The organism is Paenibacillus sabinae T27 (assembly GCF_000612505.1).
Taxonomy (GTDB): Bacteria; Bacillota; Bacilli; order Paenibacillales; family Paenibacillaceae; genus Paenibacillus_AQ; species Paenibacillus_AQ sabinae.
This window is the reverse complement of record NZ_CP004078.1, coordinates 2,210,437-2,231,036: the sequence shown is the minus strand read 5'-3', so window position 1 is coordinate 2,231,036 and position 20,600 is coordinate 2,210,437. Positions and strand designations below refer to the sequence as shown.

At 50.6% G+C, this 20,600-nt stretch carries 18 protein-coding genes and 1 riboswitch; of the genes, 5 read left to right on the top strand and 13 right to left on the bottom strand.

What is annotated here, in order from left to right; genetic code table 11:
• Positions 1-459 precede the first annotated feature (459 nt).
• The 9 genes from PSAB_RS10185 to PSAB_RS10150 all read right to left on the bottom strand — a co-directional run bounded on the left by PSAB_RS10185 (position 460) and on the right by PSAB_RS10150 (position 10,658).
• Positions 460-1,950 carry a sodium:solute symporter family protein gene (locus PSAB_RS10185; RefSeq protein WP_038595747.1) on the bottom strand — a complete coding sequence of 497 codons (1,491 nt, stop codon included), beginning with the start codon at positions 1,948-1,950 and terminating at the stop codon, positions 460-462.
• A complete protein-coding gene (locus PSAB_RS26550; RefSeq protein ID WP_025334477.1) occupies positions 1,947-2,153 on the bottom strand; it encodes a DUF3311 domain-containing protein in 207 nt (68 codons plus the stop codon). The genes PSAB_RS10185 and PSAB_RS26550 overlap by 4 nt, the downstream gene beginning before the upstream one ends.
• Before the next feature lie 3 nt (positions 2,154-2,156).
• On the bottom strand, positions 2,157-2,336 hold the full coding sequence (locus PSAB_RS25455) for an LrgB family protein (RefSeq protein ID WP_144240607.1): 180 nt from the start codon (positions 2,334-2,336) through the stop codon (positions 2,157-2,159).
• A 164-nt stretch (positions 2,337-2,500) separates the two neighbouring features.
• Positions 2,501-3,151 (bottom strand): alpha/beta fold hydrolase, encoded by a 651-nt coding sequence (locus tag PSAB_RS10175; RefSeq protein ID WP_051529753.1) that lies wholly within the window; start codon positions 3,149-3,151, stop codon positions 2,501-2,503.
• A gap of 299 nt (positions 3,152-3,450) precedes the next feature.
• Complete coding sequence (locus tag PSAB_RS10170; protein WP_084266490.1) at positions 3,451-5,550, bottom strand: S-layer homology domain-containing protein; 2,100 nt, start codon at positions 5,548-5,550, stop codon at positions 3,451-3,453.
• Between the two features lie 475 nt (positions 5,551-6,025).
• Positions 6,026-7,048 (bottom strand): homoserine dehydrogenase, encoded by a 1,023-nt coding sequence (locus tag PSAB_RS10165; protein WP_025334475.1) that lies wholly within the window; start codon positions 7,046-7,048, stop codon positions 6,026-6,028.
• Positions 7,049-7,114: 66 nt separating this feature from the next.
• Positions 7,115-7,429: a DMT family transporter gene (locus tag PSAB_RS10160; RefSeq protein WP_025334474.1), complete on the bottom strand. Its 315-nt coding sequence runs from the start codon at positions 7,427-7,429 to the stop codon at positions 7,115-7,117.
• Positions 7,426-7,764 carry a DMT family transporter gene (locus PSAB_RS10155; protein ID WP_025334473.1) on the bottom strand — a complete coding sequence of 113 codons (339 nt, stop codon included), beginning with the start codon at positions 7,762-7,764 and terminating at the stop codon, positions 7,426-7,428. Before PSAB_RS10155 ends, PSAB_RS10160 begins: the two co-directional genes overlap by 4 nt.
• Before the next feature lie 81 nt (positions 7,765-7,845).
• A riboswitch (guanidine-I (ykkC/yxkD leader) is annotated at positions 7,846-7,946 on the bottom strand.
• A 30-nt stretch (positions 7,947-7,976) separates the two neighbouring features.
• A complete protein-coding gene (locus tag PSAB_RS10150; protein WP_025334472.1) occupies positions 7,977-10,658 on the bottom strand; it encodes an adenosylcobalamin-dependent ribonucleoside-diphosphate reductase in 2,682 nt (893 codons plus the stop codon).
• A 441-nt stretch (positions 10,659-11,099) separates the two neighbouring features.
• Here PSAB_RS10150 and PSAB_RS10145 point away from each other — a divergent pair, with 441 nt between their 5' ends.
• The 3 genes from PSAB_RS10145 (at position 11,100) to PSAB_RS10135 (ending at position 15,138) form a co-directional block, all read left to right on the top strand.
• Positions 11,100-12,842: a DEAD/DEAH box helicase gene (locus PSAB_RS10145; protein ID WP_025334471.1), complete on the top strand. Its 1,743-nt coding sequence runs from the start codon at positions 11,100-11,102 to the stop codon at positions 12,840-12,842.
• A complete protein-coding gene (locus tag PSAB_RS10140) occupies positions 12,839-13,840 on the top strand; it encodes a YqhG family protein (RefSeq protein WP_025334470.1) in 1,002 nt (333 codons plus the stop codon). The genes PSAB_RS10145 and PSAB_RS10140 overlap by 4 nt, the downstream gene beginning before the upstream one ends.
• Positions 13,841-14,016: 176 nt before the next feature.
• Positions 14,017-15,138: a hypothetical protein gene (locus PSAB_RS10135; RefSeq protein WP_158442584.1), complete on the top strand. Its 1,122-nt coding sequence runs from the start codon at positions 14,017-14,019 to the stop codon at positions 15,136-15,138.
• Positions 15,139-15,478: 340 nt separating this feature from the next.
• Here PSAB_RS10135 and PSAB_RS10130 read toward each other — a convergent pair whose 3' ends face one another.
• Positions 15,479-15,667: a YqzE family protein gene (locus PSAB_RS10130; protein ID WP_025334468.1), complete on the bottom strand. Its 189-nt coding sequence runs from the start codon at positions 15,665-15,667 to the stop codon at positions 15,479-15,481.
• 180 nt (positions 15,668-15,847) lie between these two features.
• Between PSAB_RS10130 and PSAB_RS10125 the strand changes: the two genes are divergently transcribed.
• Entirely contained in the window at positions 15,848-16,573 is a 726-nt protein-coding gene (locus PSAB_RS10125) for an N-acetylmuramoyl-L-alanine amidase (RefSeq protein WP_025334467.1), read from the top strand.
• On the opposite strand, the gene PSAB_RS10120 is transcribed toward PSAB_RS10125, so the two are convergent.
• Positions 16,560-17,513, bottom strand: coding sequence for a divergent polysaccharide deacetylase family protein (locus PSAB_RS10120; RefSeq protein ID WP_226991784.1), 954 nt, complete (start codon positions 17,511-17,513; stop codon positions 16,560-16,562). The genes PSAB_RS10125 and PSAB_RS10120 overlap by 14 nt on opposite strands.
• 185 nt (positions 17,514-17,698) lie before the next feature.
• Here PSAB_RS10120 and PSAB_RS25925 point away from each other — a divergent pair, with 185 nt between their 5' ends.
• Positions 17,699-18,079, top strand: coding sequence for a hypothetical protein (locus PSAB_RS25925; protein WP_193373919.1), 381 nt, complete (start codon positions 17,699-17,701; stop codon positions 18,077-18,079).
• Positions 18,080-18,243: 164 nt separating this feature from the next.
• Here the strand turns inward: PSAB_RS25925 and PSAB_RS10110 are convergent, their stop codons facing one another.
• Complete coding sequence (locus PSAB_RS10110) at positions 18,244-19,440, bottom strand: MalY/PatB family protein (RefSeq protein ID WP_025334465.1); 1,197 nt, start codon at positions 19,438-19,440, stop codon at positions 18,244-18,246.
• Positions 19,437-20,564 carry an iron-containing alcohol dehydrogenase family protein gene (locus tag PSAB_RS10105; RefSeq protein ID WP_025334464.1) on the bottom strand — a complete coding sequence of 376 codons (1,128 nt, stop codon included), beginning with the start codon at positions 20,562-20,564 and terminating at the stop codon, positions 19,437-19,439. Before PSAB_RS10105 ends, PSAB_RS10110 begins: the two co-directional genes overlap by 4 nt.
• Positions 20,565-20,600: the final 36 nt, after the last annotated feature.

Genomic DNA, 20,600 nt, shown 5'->3' with positions numbered 1-20,600 from the left:
ATAAACACTTATCGAGGAAACGTCATGTTCAATCGGTTTTCCGAAATATATAGTGAATAACATTCTTTTCATCGTGTGCCTCCTGAGGTCGTGATTTTAGGATATTGATTCGTTTAAGCTTTCAAGGTAAAACAAAGCCACGTATCAAACATCAATAACGCCTATATGCTCGGTAGTTTCATCTTACCTAGCACATAGGCGTTATTTATTCGTTGCTTATCACAAGATCCTAACTTTTCTATACTGAATTTCTTACGATTTTCTTACCGACGCTGGAAGAATGGGTGAATTCTTTATGTATCATCTGGAATCCCCTCCGCCTAAGCGGGTGTGCTATCAGATTCAACCGCGTTAGTTACTATACAAGCGCAATAAAACAAGCGATCCATCGAGAATAAAGGTTTCCCTCTTCCCGAGATCGCTTGTTTTCAGGTGACTAAAAATCATTTTTGATCCAAGTCAGTTTTTATTTCCCAGTAAAAGTTTATTTGTGCTAATATTTTTCTCAGCTTCATGAATAAATAAGAAATTGACTGCAAAAACGACAACCACATTGACTAAAAGTCCCCAGAAACCATCATATCCTGGTAAATGGAAAATAAAGTGATTAAGGAATACCATCGTAATACCTGCCACTAAACCAATAAAAACAGAAGTTTTAGCAAGTTTTGTCCAATACAAACTCAAGAAAATAGCAGGAAGTATTTGAGCGATACCACTAACCCCTTCTAATTGGAGCTGAATTAAATAGTTAGGGAATAAAATACCGAATAACAACGCTAAACCTGTAATCACAAAAACAAATAATCGTGCTACAAGCGTTTGTGATTTTCCAGAGATATTTGGGAAGAAAATATCTTTGACAATATTTGTTGCAACCAGGTTACTTGCAGCAAGAACCATGATCGAAGCGGGTACTAGGCTTGCTAACATAATTGTTGAGAACATAACACCTTGAATTAAAGGATTTGAATAAGAGGCATCAATTAAATGTAACAAAGCGAAATTGGCAAATGACGGATCTTCAGGATGCTTAGGTAAAACGATAAAGGCAACAAGTCCAAGCAATATAACGAAGAATAATAAAACATTATAAAAGGATAAGAATACCGTATTTTTTCGAACGGCCTCTTCTGATTTGGAACTTAGTACACCGGTAGCGCCATGCGGCCACATAAATAAGGCAAGAGCAGAAATAAAGGATGCTGTCGCGAACCAAAAACCATTTAACGCCCCATTTGGGCTAGTTCCTGGCAGTGTTAGCTTTTCGGGATATTTTGTAACAATCTGATTAAACATATCTCCCCATCCATCAAACCAAATAAATGGGATTGTCACAATCATCGTAATCAAAACAATCCACACTAACAAATCTTTAATTACGCCCGTCCAAGCTGGTGCACGGAGACCACTGAAGCATGTATATAAAGCAACCAAGATAAAGGATACGACGAGAGCAACCGTTCCCACAGCCTTAGGGTTTTCAAATACACCTTGTCCTGCCACTTGAACAACACCCGTAATACCTGATAATTGCAGACAAATATACGGGATTAAAAAGACGATACTAACGATGGCAACACTTACGCCAACTAACTTACTTTGGAATCTTTCGCGAGCATAATCGGCAAGCGTTGTTAAATTATGCTTTGACGCATAACGCCAAATTTTGGGGATAATAAAATAGGCAATTGGAAAAGCCATTACAGGATATGCAATAGAGAAAAATGCAGGCGCCCCAAAGCTATAGGCATAGCCTGTCATGCCTAAGAATGCATAAGCAGTATAAAGATCCGCTCCAATAAGAAACCAGACTAATAAACCGCCAAAATTACGTCCACCAACACTCCACTGCTCAATGGAACTGCGAGCGGCTTTATCACGGCCAGCTAAAAAGCCAACAAATATCACAGCTAATACAATTAAACAAGTAACAACAAATGCAGTCATTCTTCAGCACTCCTTAACTCACTATCATGTTTCTTTTCTCCGATAACATATACAAACCATGAAAGTATCGGGGTAATAATTAAACTGAAGAGATACCAGAACAGAAAAAAAGGTATCCCATTGACTAAGGGATACACTCGATTAATTAGTGGAAGCACCCCGACGTTTAGAATAATGATAACTAGTAATAAAATCCATTGCATGTTTCACACTCCCCTTTTAACAATAAGGTAACATATCTTAGCAACTAGGCCAACTAAAAATGGACCAACCAATGATCCAAGTATTGCGCTTAGTGACATGGCAATAGAAGCCATTGATGCACTAAACTCTCCGTATTCAATAGACTTGGAAATACCTAAGACATGTGCGCAACAATCATAAATGCATTATACGACATACCGGAACATAAAAGTGTGATTACAACTACAACAGATGTGTTCAGTATTGGCAGAGGGAATCTTCAAAAGACCTGCCCTGTCGATTCCGATAAAAAGAAGTAGATCAAGAGACTGACGAGAGTTGTCATGACCGTTGTTATAAGAAAAAACTATTCCCAATTGAAGTGCTCCGTAATAAATCCGCATAATACCCGACCCAGAAGTCCTCCCGCCAATGTGGCACTAACATACGTGGCCAGCACCATCCCTTTTTTCTTGATGGGAAATTCTTCACCGTACATGAACATTTTAGGGCAGGGAAGGCCTAGAAACTTGTTAATCAGATCGCCGTAGTCGGATAACTCCGACCATGGACTGGAAGATCCCTCGTACCGCGTCGGCCCGAACTTTATGGCGCAGGTTGGATGCATATAGGGCGCTAGAATAGGCTGGCGTATGACGGGTTCGCTCAATGAAGTCATCCAGGAACCGCTCGGCATCAGCCTCTGGATAGTCGATGATTTGTCTGCTGAGAAAACAATCTCAAGTACTGCTAATGCTGTTTCCACCAGAAAGGGAATAGAGATCTGCGACAAGTCCGAGCAGTGAGATTCGCCACAACCCGGCGCATCGTATGCAAGAAAGGGATGACCGGCAAAAGCTGAATAGCGAACGATGTCGGCGTAATCATCTTTCATCGAGCCAAAGCCATGAAGGAATACAATTGGGGAAAGTTCTCCATCACGATTAATGGCTGCAATGTCTAATTCAACGCTCTCCATAATGAACGAAAATTGGGATCTGACGAACTCTTTTTGCATGGAGACACTCCTTTTATCTCAATTTCAATGTCATTCTAGCTTACGAATTAATATTAATAAAATAGAAATAAGCATTTTATAATTTCGAAAGGTTAGATAATTCTGTATGCATCTTTATTTTCTTTTAATACATTGAACCGCCAGAAGACTGGTTCCAGAAATAAAAAAGGGGGCAACCAATGAAATTGGCTAACCCATCTTTCCTTTGTAAGTTCACCAGAAACCAGATCAAATGAACGGTTAGAGGCGTCCCTAGCCATTGCAGGCTTATGGGACGCCCCGTTTGTGAAAAATTGCTGTTATTGCGCTTGCTGCAGCAGCCCCAGAATGACGGTTACAGCTTCCGCTCTTGTAACACTTTGATTTGGAGCAAACCGGTTCTGACCGATTCCGTTCACAAGTCCCGCATCCTTAATCGCTGCGATATAAGGAACCGCCCATTTCGGAGCATCCTTGGCGTCCGCAAAAGACAGCGCCGCTTTAGGATTCACTTCGACCCCGCCAGCACGGACAATCAACGCTGCCATTTCGGCTCTTGTGATGACCTGATCGGGACGGAAGGTGTTATCGTTATAGCCGGCAATAATACCCGCATCCAGAGCTTGCGCGATAAAGGATTGCGACCAAGCCGGAATGTTGCCCGCATCTTTGAAGCCCAGTGACTTCCCGGCGTCCGGATGTTTCACAGCACGCATCAGGAGAGTAATAAATTCCGCCCGGTTGACCGTTTGGTTCGGACGGAAGGTTCCGTCCGCATACCCTTTGGCAAATCCAAGCTCCACGGCCTTGTTGATTGCAGCTGCTGCCCAGTGCCCGCCAATATCCTTCAGCTTTGCTGCCGGAACGGTTGGTGCCGGTATTTCTGGTGCTGACGGCGTAGTTGGTGCCGTTGGTACCGTCGGCGTTGCTGGCGCCGCCGGTTTCGTTCCTCCACCTCCAGTATTGCTAGGGGTGTCAACGTTATTACCGGTATTGGAAATTTTTTGAATACCAAACTGATCAACCAGATAAGGAGCAGCTTTATCTACATTCTGATCAATTTCATACGTAAATGCCGTCAGCTTGCCGCCGTCAATCGTGATGCCCACGAAATTCTGTACCTGGCTGCGTTTTGGACGGGTGGTGTCGCCTGGGTCCGGGCCGTATTTCGCCGCATGGTTTTCTTCCGCACGCTCGAACAGATTGTAATACTTGTCTCCTCCAAGCGCTTCTTTTTGATTCTTGTAATAGACCTTCGGTCCGGCTGTCGCCGGGATCAGATAAATCGTGCCGTCCGGGTTGACCGTGTATTCCACGGATTTGCCGTTCTGCGATTCGATGAATTTCGAGGTTGCGGCAGCGGTGTTATCGCTCTTGATCGGCTTCGTGCGGGCGTAAATATGGTCATGCCCCTGAAGGACAAAATCAATGTCCAGCTCTGCCATCAGCGGAGCGATCTTATTCCGCACTCCGTTTGGTCCCATGATGTCAGTGTCGGTCGCATGGTTCGACGTCGTGTACGGTCCCTTGTGAATGTTCACGATAATCCATTGGGCGCCTGCCGCCTTGGCTGCCTTCACATCATTTTTCAGCCACTCTACCTGATCCTTGGAGAAATCCGCGTACTCCTCCGAATTCTCATTCGAGTTCAGCACCACAAAATGCGCGTTGCTGTAATCGTAGGAGTAGTACGCTCCGGTTTCTGTAGCCGAGCCTGCGGCCGGTTTGATGTCAAAATGCTCGATGAACGCCTTGTTCTCGTCTTCATGGTTGCCCGCAGCCGGCACAATCGTTGTGTTCAGCAAGCTTTGCTGGGAGTGGCCCAGCAGCCAGTTCCACTGCTCCTCCTTGATTCCGTTATCGACAATGTCGCCGTTATGGACCACAAAGTCGGCATTCGGAACCGTCGCCAGCGCTTTGGCCAGCGTTTCGGAGGAAAGGATCGCTTCGTCCTCGCTCTTCGCCTGCGTATCGGCCAGGTCGATGAACGTGAAGGCTCCGCTTGCAGGCGCCGTCTTGAACGTTCCCGCTTCACTCCACACATTCAGCGCGGCATCTCCCACGCGGAAATAATAAGCGGTGTTTGCTTTGAGGCCGGTTGCTTCGGCTTTATGCACATTTTCCAGAGGAGAGTTTGTAGATACCTGGGTTATTCCCTTGAACGTAAGGCCGGTGTCAAACTCCGCTTTTCCATAGGTCGCTTCAATAACCTGTACAGTGCTGTCTTGAGAAGCCTTTGGCGTATACCACGTGAACCCCTTGGAAGTTTTGGGATCGCCATTGAACGTTACCGTTACCTTGCTGACGGATACCGCAGCATCCGGAGACTCTGCTGCCCATACAGGTCCCGCCGCATTCAAAGACCCCGCCGCCAACAGAAAGGCCAGCAACATAGCTGTTATGTACTTTAATAATCTCATCCTATCTCCTCCTATACTCTTTTTTCGTCACAGGGGACAATAGGATAATTCTAGCAATGAATGGTAAATAGAATGTTAGATCGTTGTATTGGGTATGTAAATATTGGAAACCCACTGCATGGTATTGAATCATGTTACGGTTAACTTTTGCGATTCATCCGCCTTGCTGTTTACTTTCTTGGGATATGCTCAATCAGACTCATTTTCAATTCATTAACTATTTTTTCAAGATCTTTGGTTTGTTGTAAGATCCGGTTGGACGCTTCTTCCAACTTTTCTTGGGGGGCATTGAAAATAGCCGGCTACCGGCTAAGCTGATTTTCAATTATCAGGCACTTTTTCAACCAGGGATGAAGCGCACCGGACCACTTGACGGACGACCGAGCCTGTTTTTTTCTCCAGCTTGCTGCTCCAGCCTTTCGAACAAATCGCTCCTAGCCGCTTGCTCATAAATACCATCGAATTCGGAACAGTCTCAAGTCGTTTCTCTATATAGATTAATGACATCCTTTAATGCTGCCGCTGCTGCTCCTCTTGGGTGAGATGCGCCTCCAATTGCACAAACGGCCCCCATTTCGATCGTTTCAAAAACGACACCTTTATTTGTTCCATTGACATGAGCTAAAGGATGCTCGCTTTCAAGCTCACATGGTTTTACTTCTACGATTACATTCTCAGCTTCTTTGTAAGCACTAGCTAGAAGCTTAAGCGTACGGCCATTTTGTTTAGCTTCCTGAATGTCTTCCTTAGTGACTTGTTCAATTCCTTTAATTTTTACATCGTCGATTAATAAGCTGCTTCCGAAAAATCCATTAGCGAGGAGGAGAATTTTGCAAGCCGTATCAAATCCTTGCACATCTAAAGCCGGGTTTGCTTCCGCAATTCCTTTTTCCTGTGCAATTTTTAGCGCTTCTTCTAAAGATAAATTGTTCTCACTCATGCTTGCTAAAATGAAATTGGAGGTTCCATTTAAAATGCCTTCAATACGAGTAATCGTGCATCCTGCTAGACTGTATTCTCCGATATCAAGCGTTGGTAAGGCTGCCGCGGTTGCGCCGCTGTACTTTAATCGACTACCATGCTTGGCTGCTTGTGTTTTGATTTTATCGAATGACTTTACAAGCGCTCCTTTTGAAACAGAGACAATATCCATCCCATTCTCCATAGATTTCTGAATATAGCCAAGTGCTGGTTCTCCCGTTTCTATATTTGTCGGAGTGCACTCGATCAGGACATCTCCTTGAAAAATCGGTTCAGTAAAAGGGAGCTTGAAATATTCCGAATATCTCGAAAGTGCTTCCGAACCCGTTCCGAAATCAATCAAGCTTGAGAGCTTGATTCCTTTTTCTTCGTAAATCATTCCTTTACTGCCAACGATTCCGGTTACGAGTAAGTCAAAGCCGTATTTTTCTTTGATCAAAGCTTCATTGTGAATAATCAGTTTGATTAGCTCTTTTGCAACGGTACCATACCCAGTTAATATGATTTTCTTCTGCATAGAAGTCTCCTTTTATTTAAATTAGCTTTATCAGAAAACGAACTTTAGGGCTGCACTAATATATTTTTAACTGGCTAGTTTCAGTCCCACAGCAGAGCCGAGGACCAACCCTATACACAAAATGCGCATTAAATTGCGTGGCTCATTATAAAAGATCATTCCAAGGATAGCACCTCCAGAAGCGCCAATTCCAGTCCATACAGCGTAAGCTGTTCCCATCGGAAGTATTTTCATTGCCAACGACAAAAATAAAAAACTAAGGCCAAAGCTGGTAATCAAAAGGGTGAGTGATCTCCAACTGCGGGATTGATTATACTTGTTGATAAGCAATACCCCTGTCATTTCAAACATGCCCGCCAGAATCAAATATATCCAATTCATATTCCACTGACCTCCTCTTTCTTCTTACTAAGCATTTTCAGACCAATCACTCCAATGAGCAGCAGTCCGATTAAAACTATCTTCGTAACACTTAAGTCTGCATCAAACAAAAGAATATCAGCTACTACAGTTCCTGTCGTTCCTAGGCCAACAAATACAGCGTATACCGTTCCAACTGCCAGTGAACGAGCCGCCTTTATCATCAAATAAAAGCTGATGTATATAGCGATTACTGTACCAATCCATTCCAAAAAGTTATCAGCATGCTTCATCCCAATAACCCATGCAACCTCAAATATAGCCGCAACAATGACTGTAATCCACGTTTTATGCATAGCACGCTCCTCCTTAAAATTCTCATTCAAAATCTGACCATAAAAAAATAAAGCCTGGGAAATAAACCGCATAATGCGTTTATCTCCCAGGCTTTTATCCTTCCGTGTCACAGCCATTTGGCTATGAGTTTTCTCTCGGACCAGACCAGTCTTGCGACTGCGGAACCCTAGAAAACTTGTTTATTCAGTTATTGATTATTTCGTTCTTCCCCTTACCCGCAACGGCTGTAGCCACAGTTCCCGCACGTCTTGCAGCCCTCGATATTAATCAGCGAGGCGCTGCCGCAGGATGGGCACAGGTCGCGGGAAGTCGCTGACGAATGGCTGTGCCCGTGTCCGCCGTGGCCGTGGTCGGCCTCAGCGTCCGGGGCTGCCGGAGCGACGCCGCCGGCTTTAAGCTCGGCGTTCAGCGCGCTCTCGAAATCCTCGAGCGCGAGTGTTGCGGCGATCGGCGCGGGAGCGTGGTCTTCATGTGCACTTTGCTGCACATGGGTTTCCAGCGCCTTCGCCACCGCGTCGGCGATGGACTCGACGCGGTTTGCGCCGAAGCCGATGGCGCCGGAGCCGCCGATGCCTTTGAGATGCTTGATCAGCAGCTCCACCTTCTCGCCGTGGTCTCCGTAGCGGAGGAACAGGGAGCAGACGCGGCCGAGCGCTTCCGCCATCGCGAACACGTCGGAGCCGGCCTTGCCGACGTTCAGGAAGATTTCGGCCGGCGTGCCATTCAGGTCGTTAATCGTAATGTACGCCATGCCGAACGGCGTGTTGATCTTGTAGGTCGCGCCGCGCAGCACCTGCGGGCGTTTCTTGTACTGCTTGTCAACGACGCCTCCGGCGGCCTGCGCGGCTGGAGCCGGAGCAGATGGAGCCACATTTACAGCCGGCGCCGCAGGGGCTTCCGCAGCCGCTTCGGCAGCGGGTTCAGCTGTCTCTTTCAGCGGAGTATCCTTCTTGTCTTCCTTCTTCTCCGTCTGCAGCACCTGCGTATCGCGGCTGCCGTCGCGGTAAATCGTGACGCCTTTGCAGCCGAGGTCGAAGGCCAGCTCGTACAGCTCTTTCGTCTCTTCCACCGTAAAGTCGTTCGGGCAGTTCGCCGTCTTGGAAATGGAGCTGTCCACCCAGCGCTGAATGGCGGCCTGTACGCGGATGTGATCCTTCGCGGACAGGTCCATGGAGGTTACGAAATAATCCGGCAGCTCTTCGCCCGGATGAGCCTCCAGATAATCCTCTGCAATCGGCACGAACTGCTCGTCGAAGCCGAGGCGGCTTTGACGGAAATATTTGAAGGCAAAGTACGGCTCGATGCCGGTCGATGTGCCGACCATCGTGCCCGTGCTGCCTGTCGGTGCTTGGGTAATGACTGTAACGTTGCGCATCCCCTGATTCGAGATGGCTTCGCCGACCTCTGGATACACTTCAGTCATATTTTTCATAAAGCCGCTAAGCAGGTATTTCTCGGCGTCGAACGCCTGGAAAGAACCTTTCTCCGCCGCGATTCCGGCTGAAGCCAGATAAGCTTCGCGCGCCATGAAGCCGTACAGCTTGTCCAGAAATTCCAGCGAGTCCGGGCTGCCGTAACGGATATTCAGCTTGATCATCAGCTCGGCCAGACCCATTGTTCCGAGACCTACGCGGCGCTCTTTTTTCTGATTGGCTTCGTTCTCCGGGAAATGATACGGCGTCTTGTCGATAACATTGTCCAGGAAGCGCACGGAATAGCGGGTTGTCGTCGCCAGATCGTCCCAAGCGACATCATGCTTCTCCTCGTCGTAAAACTTGGAGAGGTTGATCGCGGACAGGTTGCAGACGCCCCAGCCCGGCAGCCCCTGCTCACCGCACGGATTCGTACAAATGATCGGGTTGAAGTACCAGCTGTTGGACATCTGGTTGTAGTATTCCATGAAGACGACGCCCGGCTCCGCCGATTTCCACGCGGATTCGATGATCGTATGCCAGATCTCCCGCGCTTTAACGGTACGGTAATGGTTGACCTTGCGGCCCGCCGCCTTCCATTTATCCAGATCGCCGTCCCAGACTTCGTTATAGTCCGGCTCGGTCGTATCCGGGAAGACGAGATCCCAGTCGAGATCCTCTTTGACCGCCTTCATAAAGGCGTTGCTGACGCAAACCGACAGGTTGGCGTTTGTCACCTGGCCCATCGTCTGTTTAACGGTAATGAAATCGGCCACGTCCGGATGCCAGTCGTTGATCATCAGCATCAGCGCACCGCGGCGGCTGCCGCCCTGCTCGATCAGGCCAGTCGTATAGCTGAACAGACCTCCCCAGGATACCGCTCCGCTCGAAGAGCCGTTAACGCCCTTGACAACGGCACGGCGCGGACGCAGCGAAGACAGATTGATGCCGACACCGCCGCCACGGGCCATAATCTCCGTCATTTCGGACAATGTCTCCATAATGCCGCCACGGCTGTCTTTTGGCGAAGGAATGACATAGCAGTTGAACAACGTCAGTTCGTCGCTCGCACCCGCTCCAGCTGCGATCCGGCCTCCCGGAACGAGCTTCCAGTCGTCCAGGATGCTGCGAAATTTATCCGTCCATTCGCGCTGCAGCTCCGGCGTCTTCTCCACGGAAGCCATGGCTCCCGCCAGGCGGTCCCACATTTCTTCCGGTGTTTTTTCTATATTAAGCGTGAGCTTCTCCACATCGGATTTCACCAGCTCGCCGCTGCGCGTCTTGACCGTTACCGTCCGGCCGCTGCGCTCCACGATTTCTCCGACTTCCTTGGTCGGGAACTTCGGATCATCCTTCGTCAGTACCAGAACCACATCGCCCACCTTGGCATTATTTGTATCGGCATCCTTCCAGGCATAGCGGTCCAAAAAGATTTTCTCGCTTAGCCCCTCCAGCTGCTGCTTGCGCTTCACTGTACTCAATATAAACAACCTCCCGTAAGTATGATTCGTATTCCGATGTATGTGTCAGGCGGGTTTTCATTTTGTCACCCACAACATGAGCTTCCCTGCCATAACGCTACGGCTCTTAAGAAGCTCCCGGAAGTTCATCTTGTCAATTACAAATAACCTCTTCTATTCGAAATAAAACGGCTTTTACCGCATTTGTCACAATATATTGTGTGAAGCGGCCTTTAAACTATACCATATATTGTAGAAAGAGTCTTTGGCGAAATATCGCTGACCATGCCGAAAAATCGCGGCGGATGCCCCTGTTTTCTCCCTGTTTCTCTTGTTCTTAAAGGCAGACTTCAAAAATAGCAGTTATGAATTCTCTCTTTTGCGCGCATACTACTTATACAATTCACTATGTAAACATAAACGTATACGTAAACTTTAGGCCCGCAGGAGGAGACCGCTCACATGACTCACGTACCCCGCAATAATTCCGAGCAAGAATCAGCGGAGGCTTCCGTTCTCCCCGTGCCTATTTCCTTCGAACGTGATTGGCTGCAGGATCTGGAGTCCCGGCTGGACAAAGGCGGTCCCTGGGGCGACTGGAGACTGTCCCGGCTGGCGATGGAAGGCGAGGCTTCCGGACTTGTGGAGAGCTTCGAGGAGCTGCAGTGCATAAAGCATCTGGCTTCGCTGTCTCCTCTGCCCCATCAAATCGACACGGCGCAAAAGGTGCTGTTTGAGATGTCGGGACGCGCGATTCTGGCGGACGAGGTCGGCCTCGGCAAGACGATCGAAGCAGGGCTGGTGCTGAAGGAATATCTGGTGCGCGGGCTGGTCTCCAAGGTGCTCATTCTCGTTCCCGCATCGCTGGTGCTTCAGTGGGTACGGGAGCTCAATACGAAGTTCGGCATACCGGCCGTGGCGCAAAAAAAAGCCTACTCCTGGGACAACGACATCGTCGTCGCGTCCATGGATACGGCCAAACGTGATCCCCACAAGGACCGGCTGATCTCGGGCGAATACGACATGCTGATCATCGACGAAGCCCACAAGCTCAAGAACAAGAAGACGACCAACTACCAATTCGTTCAGCAGCTGCGCAAAAAATACTGCCTGCTCCTCACCGCGACGCCGGTGCAGAACGATCTCGGGGAGCTCTTCAACCTCATTACGCTGCTGAAGCCGGGTCAGCTTGGAAATCAGGGGGATTTTTCCGCCAATTTCGTGGTGGACAAGCGCGTGGCCAAGAACGAAGACCAGCTCCGGGGAGAGCTGTCCAAAGTGATGATCCGCAACCGCCGGGGCGAAGGACCGGTGACTTTTACGAAACGGAAGGTGCGGAACGTCCCGCTTACCCTTTCACCCGAAGAACAAACATTATATGACGGAGTCACTTCCTTTGTCAAAGATCAGTATCAGGAATCGGGCGGGAACCTCAGCAGTATGCTGTCGCTCGTCACCCTGCAGCGGGAGGTGTGCAGCAGCCGGGACGCGGTGTTCGTCACCCTAGTGAATCTGACGAAAAAGCTGCCCGAGGACTCGCCGCGCCGGGACCGGATGATCGAGCTCCTTCAGCTGATTCGGACGGTAAAGGCGAATACCAAGGCGGAGAAAACGATCTCACTCATCAAAGAGATGAACGATAAAGTAATCGTATTCACCGAATACCGGGCGACGCAGGAGTATTTGCTGCAATATTTTCGGGAGCATGGCATCCACTCTGTCCCTTATTCCGGCGGCATGAACCGCGGCAAAAAAGACTGGATGATGGACCTGTTTCGCGGCCGCGCCCAGGTGATGATTGCCACCGAAGCGGGCGGCGAGGGCATTAACCTGCAGTTCTGCCACCATATGATCAATTTCGATCTTCCATGGAACCCGATGCGGGTCGAGCAGCGGATCGGCCGGGTACATCGGCTGGGGCAGCAGAACGATGTCCTCATTCACAACCTCTCCACCACCGGCACGATCGAGGAGCATATTCTCCACCTGCTGCATGAAAAAATCAACCTGTTCGAGACGGTGATCGGCGGTCTGGATACGATTCTGGAACGCTTCGAGAAGAAAGAGTCGCTGGAAAAAAGCCTCTACAAGATCATGCTTGAGGCTGCGAGCGACGAGGAAATCCGCAGCAAAGTGGACCATCTCGGCCAGACGCTGGCCGATCTCAAGGATGGAATGCTTAGTGAAAGCGAGGCCGCGCCATGACCATGACCTCCCAGCAGGTGCAGAAGCATGTAATGGATTATCTGGAAGCAACGGAATGCCAGATTATTGAAAAATCGCCCGATCACGTGACCGTAAAACTGTCCCCTAGGGCCGATCAAATGCTGACGGACCGGCCGTATTACTGGGGATTTGTCGAGCGCACCGGTGCGGAGCCGCAGACGCTGTCCTTCACCTTCGTGTTCGACCCCGAGAAATACGATGCAGTGAACGATCCCGCTCCGCGCGGCGGCGGTTTGGGCGCCAGCGGCGCAGCGGGGACAATCAGCGCCGCAGGAGATGCCGGGAATCCGCCGGCCGCCGCCGCAGGACCGAATGACGGCATCCTCTCGCGCTACTTCGGAGTAACGCCGATGCTGCCGCGTCTCGGTCCCGGCCTGATCCGCCGGGAGGACGTTACTTACGGCAGCAGACGGCTGCGCCAGATCTGGAGCGCGGCGCAGACCGAGGGCAAATGCCTGCATTTGTTCGAGGTCCCGGGAAGCCTTCAGCGGAAGACGCTTTTCTCGGCCGCCTACGAGCCATGGCTTGCCGTCTGCTTCAAGGTGGAGCTCAGCTGCGATTTGAAGCGCGAGGAGCTGCATTTTATCGGCGTTTCCCTGCTTACCGGGGAAGTCCGGGAGAACTTCGGGTCCAGGCTGAATTCCATGGAACTATCTCCCCGGCTCCCGGAGAACGTCCATATCCAGCCTTATGAGCTCTCCCTCGTCAAGGGAGCCGATCTGCTGGAGCGCCGGATCGTCTCGAAGCTGTCGGCCCAAGATTACGGCTGGGCCGAAGCGGCGAGACGGCGTCTGCATGGCGAGCTGGAAATTATAGACGCCTACTACGGCGAGCTGCTGAAAGAACCCGACGAGGAAAAGCGCCTTGCCGTGGAAGAGCAGTATAACAGCCGCCGAAAGGAAACCGTTTGGCAGTATGAGCCGCATATTTCGGTTTCCCCGGTCATCTATGGCCTGTTTCATCTCCGGAAGCAGTAGGAAGCGACCCGGCTCGCTAAAAGCGGCCAAAAAAAGTGCAATCCGCCGCCCGGAAGCGTGACAGCTTGCAACATTCTTTTCAGCGTTTGTCCGCTACAATTTAAGAAGTGAAACTGAAGCAGCGGCATTGAGACAATATTCGGAGCCATTAAGAAAGACAGGTGAATAAAAAGCTAATGGATAGTCTAAGCAGAATGAGGCGGATCGCTTCGGCGCTGCGTGTCAGCTTTCTCTTGATTGTTGCCCTTCTTCTAACGGCAGTCTTTCCCGAATTTCCCTTGGGGCCGCCAGGGGGAGGCGCTCAAGCCGTCAGACTGATGGACCAACCGGCGCAAGGAGCGGCCGCCTTCCGGGATGCCGGAATCGTTGATGCGAAAGGTACCGGGACGAGCAGCTCTGCCGCTTCCGCCCTATCCCCGCTGCCCAAAAGGCAGCAGGATATGACCGTTCCGGAGTCGCTGAAGGATTTTGTCCGCAAAGCGGTGGACAAGCTTGCCGGTGAGGCGCCGTTCAAGGAATGGAAGACGGCAGAGCAAACAATTGGTCCGCTCGGTCCCGGCACCCACAGCTGGCTCGTGAACTTCTTCAGCGGAGATCAGCGGATCGGCTATATGATTATTACCGCCTCGGACAACGGGGAATATACATTAAGCGAATACGGAGCGGGTACTGATGAAAGCCTCCCCTACTCCGTAAGCGAGCTGCGCCGGTTCCTGGCGCAGAAAGGCCTTATTCATTCTTCCGACAATATCATTGAACCGATTCCACTTTATGCACCGCTTCTGCCTTATTGGAAAATAACATTGAACGGCCAAACGCTGTACTTGAACGCCATCGTTCCGGAGATTCTTCCATGGGACAAAAGCAAGGCTGAAGCGGTCGCCGGACGCGCTCAATCGGCCCGGCCTTACGGCTTATTGTCATCGGCGCTGCCGGATTCTACAGCCAAGCCGATATTCCGGAGCGGACAAGCCGGGGACCCGTATGACAATCTGCTGTGGCTGACGTCTCCGAAGCTCGCCCGGCTTACAGCCGGAGAGTTTGCCAGGCTGCTTCACCGGGAGCAAGGACTTGTATTCCGGTCGGGCGCCGGAGAGAACGACACTGTCTTCGCCCCGCTGATGATCTCGGGCTACCAGCTGTGGACCAGACCGGATGCCACAGGCAGCAGCCCCATAGCATATGCCGCTTCAGGCATGGGCGGACAGCGCTTCCTTCCGCTTGACGCCCTTCAGCAAAGCGGCCAGTTCCAGGTCTATGTCACCGGCGATGGTCAACCGGAAAGCCTGAATCGCTAAGCAAGTCGATAAAGCCCCATCCTCCGATTTTGGAGAGATGGGGCTTTATTACAGAAAAATGCAACAATATCTACTAAGACCAACGTGTATATAATGCTTTGCAAAGGCCGGGTGATCGGCGGCTATTCTGTTCCCGATATCGCTGGTCTGTTAGGCGCGCCCTACTCCTTGAATGGTTTAACTTTGGAAGAAGTAACGGGGCTCAGTTACCAAGAATGGCTTCGTCATTGGGAGATGAAATATGGGGATTAACGCAAAAACGCACATAAGTGTGCGAACGATAAAATAAGGCGCGCAAACCTGCTTTCTGATTTGCGCGCCATTTCATCTGCCGCATTGTTTACCCCTTGTCTCTAACCTTTCGGCTGCTGCGCCAAATGGACAAGCCGACCGGCAGCATACCGAACCATTTTTGGCTCCAGGGCTGTTTGCCGGCGCGGCTGCGGCCGCGGCTTTCACGAGGGCTTTCCATATATCCAACCACTTTTTCAGTAATATATTTGACCAGATCTTCACCGTCCGAGGCCACTGCACTCACCTCCTCCTGTCATCCTCTCCTTATTGTTAGTTTACGCCGTTTCTCTCTCCCTTAAACGGGCTTTATCCGCATAAATCGGTCTTATCATGCACAATCTAACCCAAAAAAGAACAGTGCTAAAGTAAGCTTTACTGCTTTCGGCTTCAAGATTGCACAGGGGAGGTTGATCTCTTGATTCTGTATACCAAGTGGAGAGCATTGGCAAGAGGGGTAATGGTCCTGATTATGGCCGGAACCCTGCTGTCCGGCAATACAAAGGCGTTCGCCGCCACACCGGAGGAACGGCCTGAACAGCATCAATCCCTGATTGGGCATGGCCACCGCATCGTCCTGATTGATGCCGGCCACGGGGGCATTGATGGAGGAACCTCACACGGCGACCTTCTGGAGAAAGACCTGACGCTTGCCATATCCCGCAAGCTGTTCATGCTGCTCAGAGCGGACGGATTCGACACGATCCTGAACCGGTTCGGCGATTATGCGCCCAGCGAGGAGAATTTGTGGCTTGGCAGCCGTTCCCGGCATATGCGCGATCTCGCCCAGCGCAAAGAATTGGCCGAGACGCTGCCCGCAGCTGTTGTCGTAAGTGTTCATGTCAATTGGGCGCGTTCTTCCTCGAAGCATGGTCCGATTGTGCTGTATCGCCAGGAAGGACGCAGCTTTATGCTGGCCAAATCGATCCAGGACCAGTTGAACGGGCTTTTCGGGGTAGAGCTCGACAGCCAGCCCGGGAAACCATTTTATCTTCTCAACAAAATAACCGCCCCCACAGTTATCGTGGAGGCGGGCTTTATCAGCAGCCCGGTTGACCGGGCCATGCTGACCTCTTCGAGAGGTCAGGAAAAGATCGCCGAAGCAATCTCGGAAGGCATTGCCGCTTACCTTATGGAATTGTAGGCTCCGGGTTCCAGTTCCACTCTTTCTTCACCAGATCGGAAATTCCGATGAACTGAACATGGTTCTTTAATTCCTTAATGCCGCCGCGAATTCCTGCGGCGGTCTCTTTGCCTTGGATGCCGACATGGCCGATCGTAACGCAGTAATGGTGATCGAGCGCCCTTTTTCCCGCCAATTGCAGCTGACGGGAGACGTGGCCGGCCGTATGCGTGTCGTCCAGGAAGACATGATTCTCCACTCGCGGCAGTCCCATTTGTTCAGCCACCCGGCCGGCTACCGACCAGTAATTGGTGTGGCTATCCACAAAGATCAGCCCCCGCTCTTTGCAGACGGACAGTACGGCGCGCATAGCCCGCTCGTCTCCCGTAACTTTGGAGCCCATATGATTGTTGATGCCGATGGCATACGGCACATGGTCAATCGCCGCTTCGACACTCTTACGGATTTCTTCGTCGCTCATATCCGATCTTATCGCCCCCGGACCTAGCCACTCCCGCTTGCCGTTTCGAGGTTCCATCGGCAAATGCACCAGCACATCGAAGCCCCGTTCATGCGCTCTTCGGGCGTCGGCCTCCGAGGTTGACAGAAACGGCATCACCGCGACAGTCAGCTTGATCGGCAGCTCGAACATCTCATCTGTTCCCCGCATGTTGTTTCCGAAATCATCGATGATGACCGCAACACTCGGATGTCCGCCTTCGGGCGTCGATTCGGCCTGCACCAGAGCATTCGTCTTCACCTTGCCGGCCAGGATCTGCCGATTATTATACGAAGAATCACGCGTTTGATCGGCTGCTTTGCCGTCTCCGACGGATTCATATTTCTGCCAAGCTGCTGCATTTCCATTACCGCCGACTATTGCCAGGCTAATTGCTAGAACTACCAGGGCGGCAGCTTTCGAGCCAATCCTGTTCGGCTGACGCATACGATTCTTGTTCATGATTTCATCTCCCTCGCCAGTATGGGTATACAGTCATTGTTTGATGACGAAGGAAATTTTATGTGGAGCGAACGGCAGTAACAATTGTCAGCTCCTTAAGCACAACGTCATTTTTATAAAATGGAGATTAGTAACATTTCCCGGAATGGGCGAATATCATGACGTTGTAAAGGAGGGATAGGCAAATGATCAATCCAAATCCAGCATATCCTAATCAAAGTAATGAAGCTTACCCAATGGGGGGCGATGTAAAAACACTAAGTCAACGGTATATGAATTACCATGTCATTGCAAAGACGAGAGACGGGTCACAGTTTGATGGAATTATCGATGGGATGGACGACGATGGCATCACGATGTTAGTTCCTGAGGAGATTGATGCCGCAGAACGGGAAAATGATAATACTTACAGAGCATTTGGCTATGGTCAAAGAAGATTTCGCCGGTTTCGCCGACAACGGTTCCCATTTTTCTTCTTTGCATTTCCATTTTTCACACCTTATCCATATTACTATCCTTATCCTTATCCTTACTATCCTGGGTATGGGTACGGTGGAGGATATTAATTTAGTAATCTCTTCTGCCCTGGTTATGAGCAATATCTTGAAAATAAGAATCGGACACTCCCACATCTGCAGAGATTTGGGAGTGTCTGTTTTTATGAACATCCTGAATATGGGCTCCAAGGCCATTTCGTAATTGGCTTAGCAAAGCAAGATGTTGGATCGACTTATCCCTGCCGCACTGGCGAGTGAACTGCTTGCTCCAGTCTGTTCAGGGCTTCTTCCACAGTCGAACGCTGACAGCCGATGTTGATCCGGACGAATCCGTCTCCTTCTTTGCCAAACGTATATCCCTGATTGAACCAGAGCTTCGCCTCGTGCAGCAAAAAATGCTCCAGTTCCTGATTACCGAGACCGAGCGAACGGCAGTCGAGCCACAGGAAATAGGTCCCTTCCGGATTGTACACCTTCAGCTGCGGCAGTCTGGCTTCAATAAATCCGACCGCATACCGCCGGTTTTCATCTATGTAGGACATCAGCTGATCCAGCCACTCCTCCCCATGCCTATATGCCGCTTCACAGGCTGCTGCGCCGAATATGTTATGGCTCTTTTGCGCCACTTGATCATTGGCTGCATCATACCGGTGTCTCAATTCATCATTTGGAATGATGATATTGGATGTGGAGAGACCCGCTAAATTGAACGTTTTGCTTGGAGCCGTGCATACAACCGTATTCTGTGCAAATGCCTCCGAGATGGATGCAAACGGAACATGACGGTGCGGCTTGAACAGCAGATCAGAATGAATTTCGTCGGATATGACGATAACGCCATGCTTCAGGCACAGCTCGCCCATGACCCGAAGCTCTTCTTGTGTGAACAGCCTCCCCACAGGGTTATGCGGATTACATAGAATAAACAGCTTAACCGAGCCGCTGCCGACCTTGTCTGCAAAGTCGGCGAGATCGGGAACGTAGCGGCCCTCTTCCACCTTCAGCGGATTAAGGACAGTCTTGCAATCATTCATGCTGATGGCGCGAAAGAAAGGGGGATAAACCGGAGGCTGGATAAGAATGCCGTCTCCCGGTTTGGTGAAGGCGCGTACCGCAGTAAACAAAGCATTGACCACGCCCGGACTGTGGGTAATCCAATTCTTATCCACCTTCCAGCCGTGCCTCTTCAGATTCCAATCGATAATCGCTTCATAGTAGTCATTAGAGCGTGCTGTGTACCCGTATATGCCATGCTGCGCTCTGTCCAGAATCGCAGTCTTAACCTCGGGAACAGTCTCGAAATCCATATCGGCCACCCACATGGGCAGAGCATCCTCCACTCCTACGGATTCCTTGACATAGTTCCACTTGGCCGACAGGGTATTGTCCCTGTTAACCGGCTTGTCAAAGTCAAAGCGCGGCCGGGTCATACGGCCTGTGCCTGCCTTAAATCATTCTGCTCCTGCTCTGCGATGCGTTGTCCGGTCAGGTCGGTATTCAGGATGGCCTGCTCCACAAGCTCCGCATTGACCTTGAAGGGCAGCGCGGCCGCCGCTTCTTCGTCAAGGGAAACGCCGCCTGCTACCAGCGCCGCTTTGTCCTGGAAGCTGTCCTTAAATCCAAGCGCGCGCAAGGTTAATGGCTGCCTTAGAGCATGCAGCAGGCGGGCGACAGTATCAATCTTGGTCTGGCTGTACCCTTCCAGATACAGCTGCACGACCAGACCGAATGCTACCTTCTCGCCATGCAGCCGGACATGCGTCTCATGCTGCTTAGTCAGGCTGTTGTTAATGGCATGCGCAATATAAGCTCGCGGTCTGCCACTGCTCAAGCTGCCAGCCTGGCCTGCCAGAAAAAGGATCGTATTGGTTACCTCGGTTATGGCATCCGTAACCTCCCCGCGGCCCGACGCCAAATAGGCGTCGATGGAGAGCTCCTCCAGAATGTCCAGCGCCAGCTTGGAGGTCGCCAGTCCCGCTCTGGCGTGAATGCTGCCCGGTCCTTTTCCCACATTGGGCGCGGCTTCATACCATTTGACGAGGGTGTCGGCAATCCCGGCCGCTATATAGCGTGGCGGCGCAGCTGCCAATATTGCTGTGTCGGACAATACCGCCTTCGGCGATCTTTCCAGTATGATTCCGCCTGTCTGGGTACCTTGACGGGTATAGATGACGGACAGGGCCGACCATGCGGCACAGGTTGCCGCGATGGTCGGCACCGTCACAACAGGAAGGCTCAGCTTATCGCCCACCGCCTTAATGGTATCCAGGATTTTGCCGCCGCCAATCCCAATGAGCACATCGGAAGCCGAGGCTTGCACCGCCGCCGCAAGAATATCGATATCTTCCAGAGTGCAGTAACCTTCATACACTTGAATCTCATAACCAATGCCGTTTTCGTCCAGACTTTTCAATAACGGCTCACCGGCCACGGACAACGCCGTCTTTCCCGCCAGTATCCAAGCCCGCTTGCCGATGGGGGCAATAATCTCTCCTCCTTTTGCGAGAATTCCCGGTTCATTCCAGTACTTCTCCGGAGCCTTTGCCAAAATCATATTCATTTTCTCCCCTCAATAATAAGTTAAGCTCTT

Bases quoted from the DNA above. Each gene is read 5' to 3' on its own strand.
- PSAB_RS10160 (WP_025334474.1), bottom strand. From the start codon at position 7,429: ATGAATTGGATATATTTGATTCTGGCGGGCATGTTTGAAATGACAGGG.
- PSAB_RS10120 (WP_226991784.1), bottom strand. From the start codon at position 17,513: ATGAACAAGAATCGTATGCGTCAGCCGAACAGGATTGGCTCGAAAGCT.
- PSAB_RS10135 (WP_158442584.1), top strand. From the start codon at position 14,017: ATGGATAGTCTAAGCAGAATGAGGCGGATCGCTTCGGCGCTGCGTGTC.
- PSAB_RS26550 (WP_025334477.1), bottom strand. From the start codon at position 2,153: ATGCAATGGATTTTATTACTAGTTATCATTATTCTAAACGTCGGGGTG.
- PSAB_RS10140 (WP_025334470.1), top strand. From the start codon at position 12,839: ATGACCATGACCTCCCAGCAGGTGCAGAAGCATGTAATGGATTATCTG.
- PSAB_RS10145 (WP_025334471.1), top strand. From the start codon at position 11,100: ATGACTCACGTACCCCGCAATAATTCCGAGCAAGAATCAGCGGAGGCT.
- PSAB_RS10110 (WP_025334465.1), bottom strand. From the start codon at position 19,440: ATGACCCGGCCGCGCTTTGACTTTGACAAGCCGGTTAACAGGGACAAT.
- PSAB_RS10175 (WP_051529753.1), bottom strand. From the start codon at position 3,151: ATGCAAAAAGAGTTCGTCAGATCCCAATTTTCGTTCATTATGGAGAGC.
- PSAB_RS10185 (WP_038595747.1), bottom strand. From the start codon at position 1,950: ATGACTGCATTTGTTGTTACTTGTTTAATTGTATTAGCTGTGATATTT.
- PSAB_RS10155 (WP_025334473.1), bottom strand. From the start codon at position 7,764: ATGCATAAAACGTGGATTACAGTCATTGTTGCGGCTATATTTGAGGTT.
- PSAB_RS10165 (WP_025334475.1), bottom strand. From the start codon at position 7,048: ATGCAGAAGAAAATCATATTAACTGGGTATGGTACCGTTGCAAAAGAG.
- PSAB_RS10105 (WP_025334464.1), bottom strand. From the start codon at position 20,564: ATGATTTTGGCAAAGGCTCCGGAGAAGTACTGGAATGAACCGGGAATT.
- PSAB_RS10170 (WP_084266490.1), bottom strand. From the start codon at position 5,550: ATGAGATTATTAAAGTACATAACAGCTATGTTGCTGGCCTTTCTGTTG.
- PSAB_RS25925 (WP_193373919.1), top strand. From the start codon at position 17,699: ATGATCAATCCAAATCCAGCATATCCTAATCAAAGTAATGAAGCTTAC.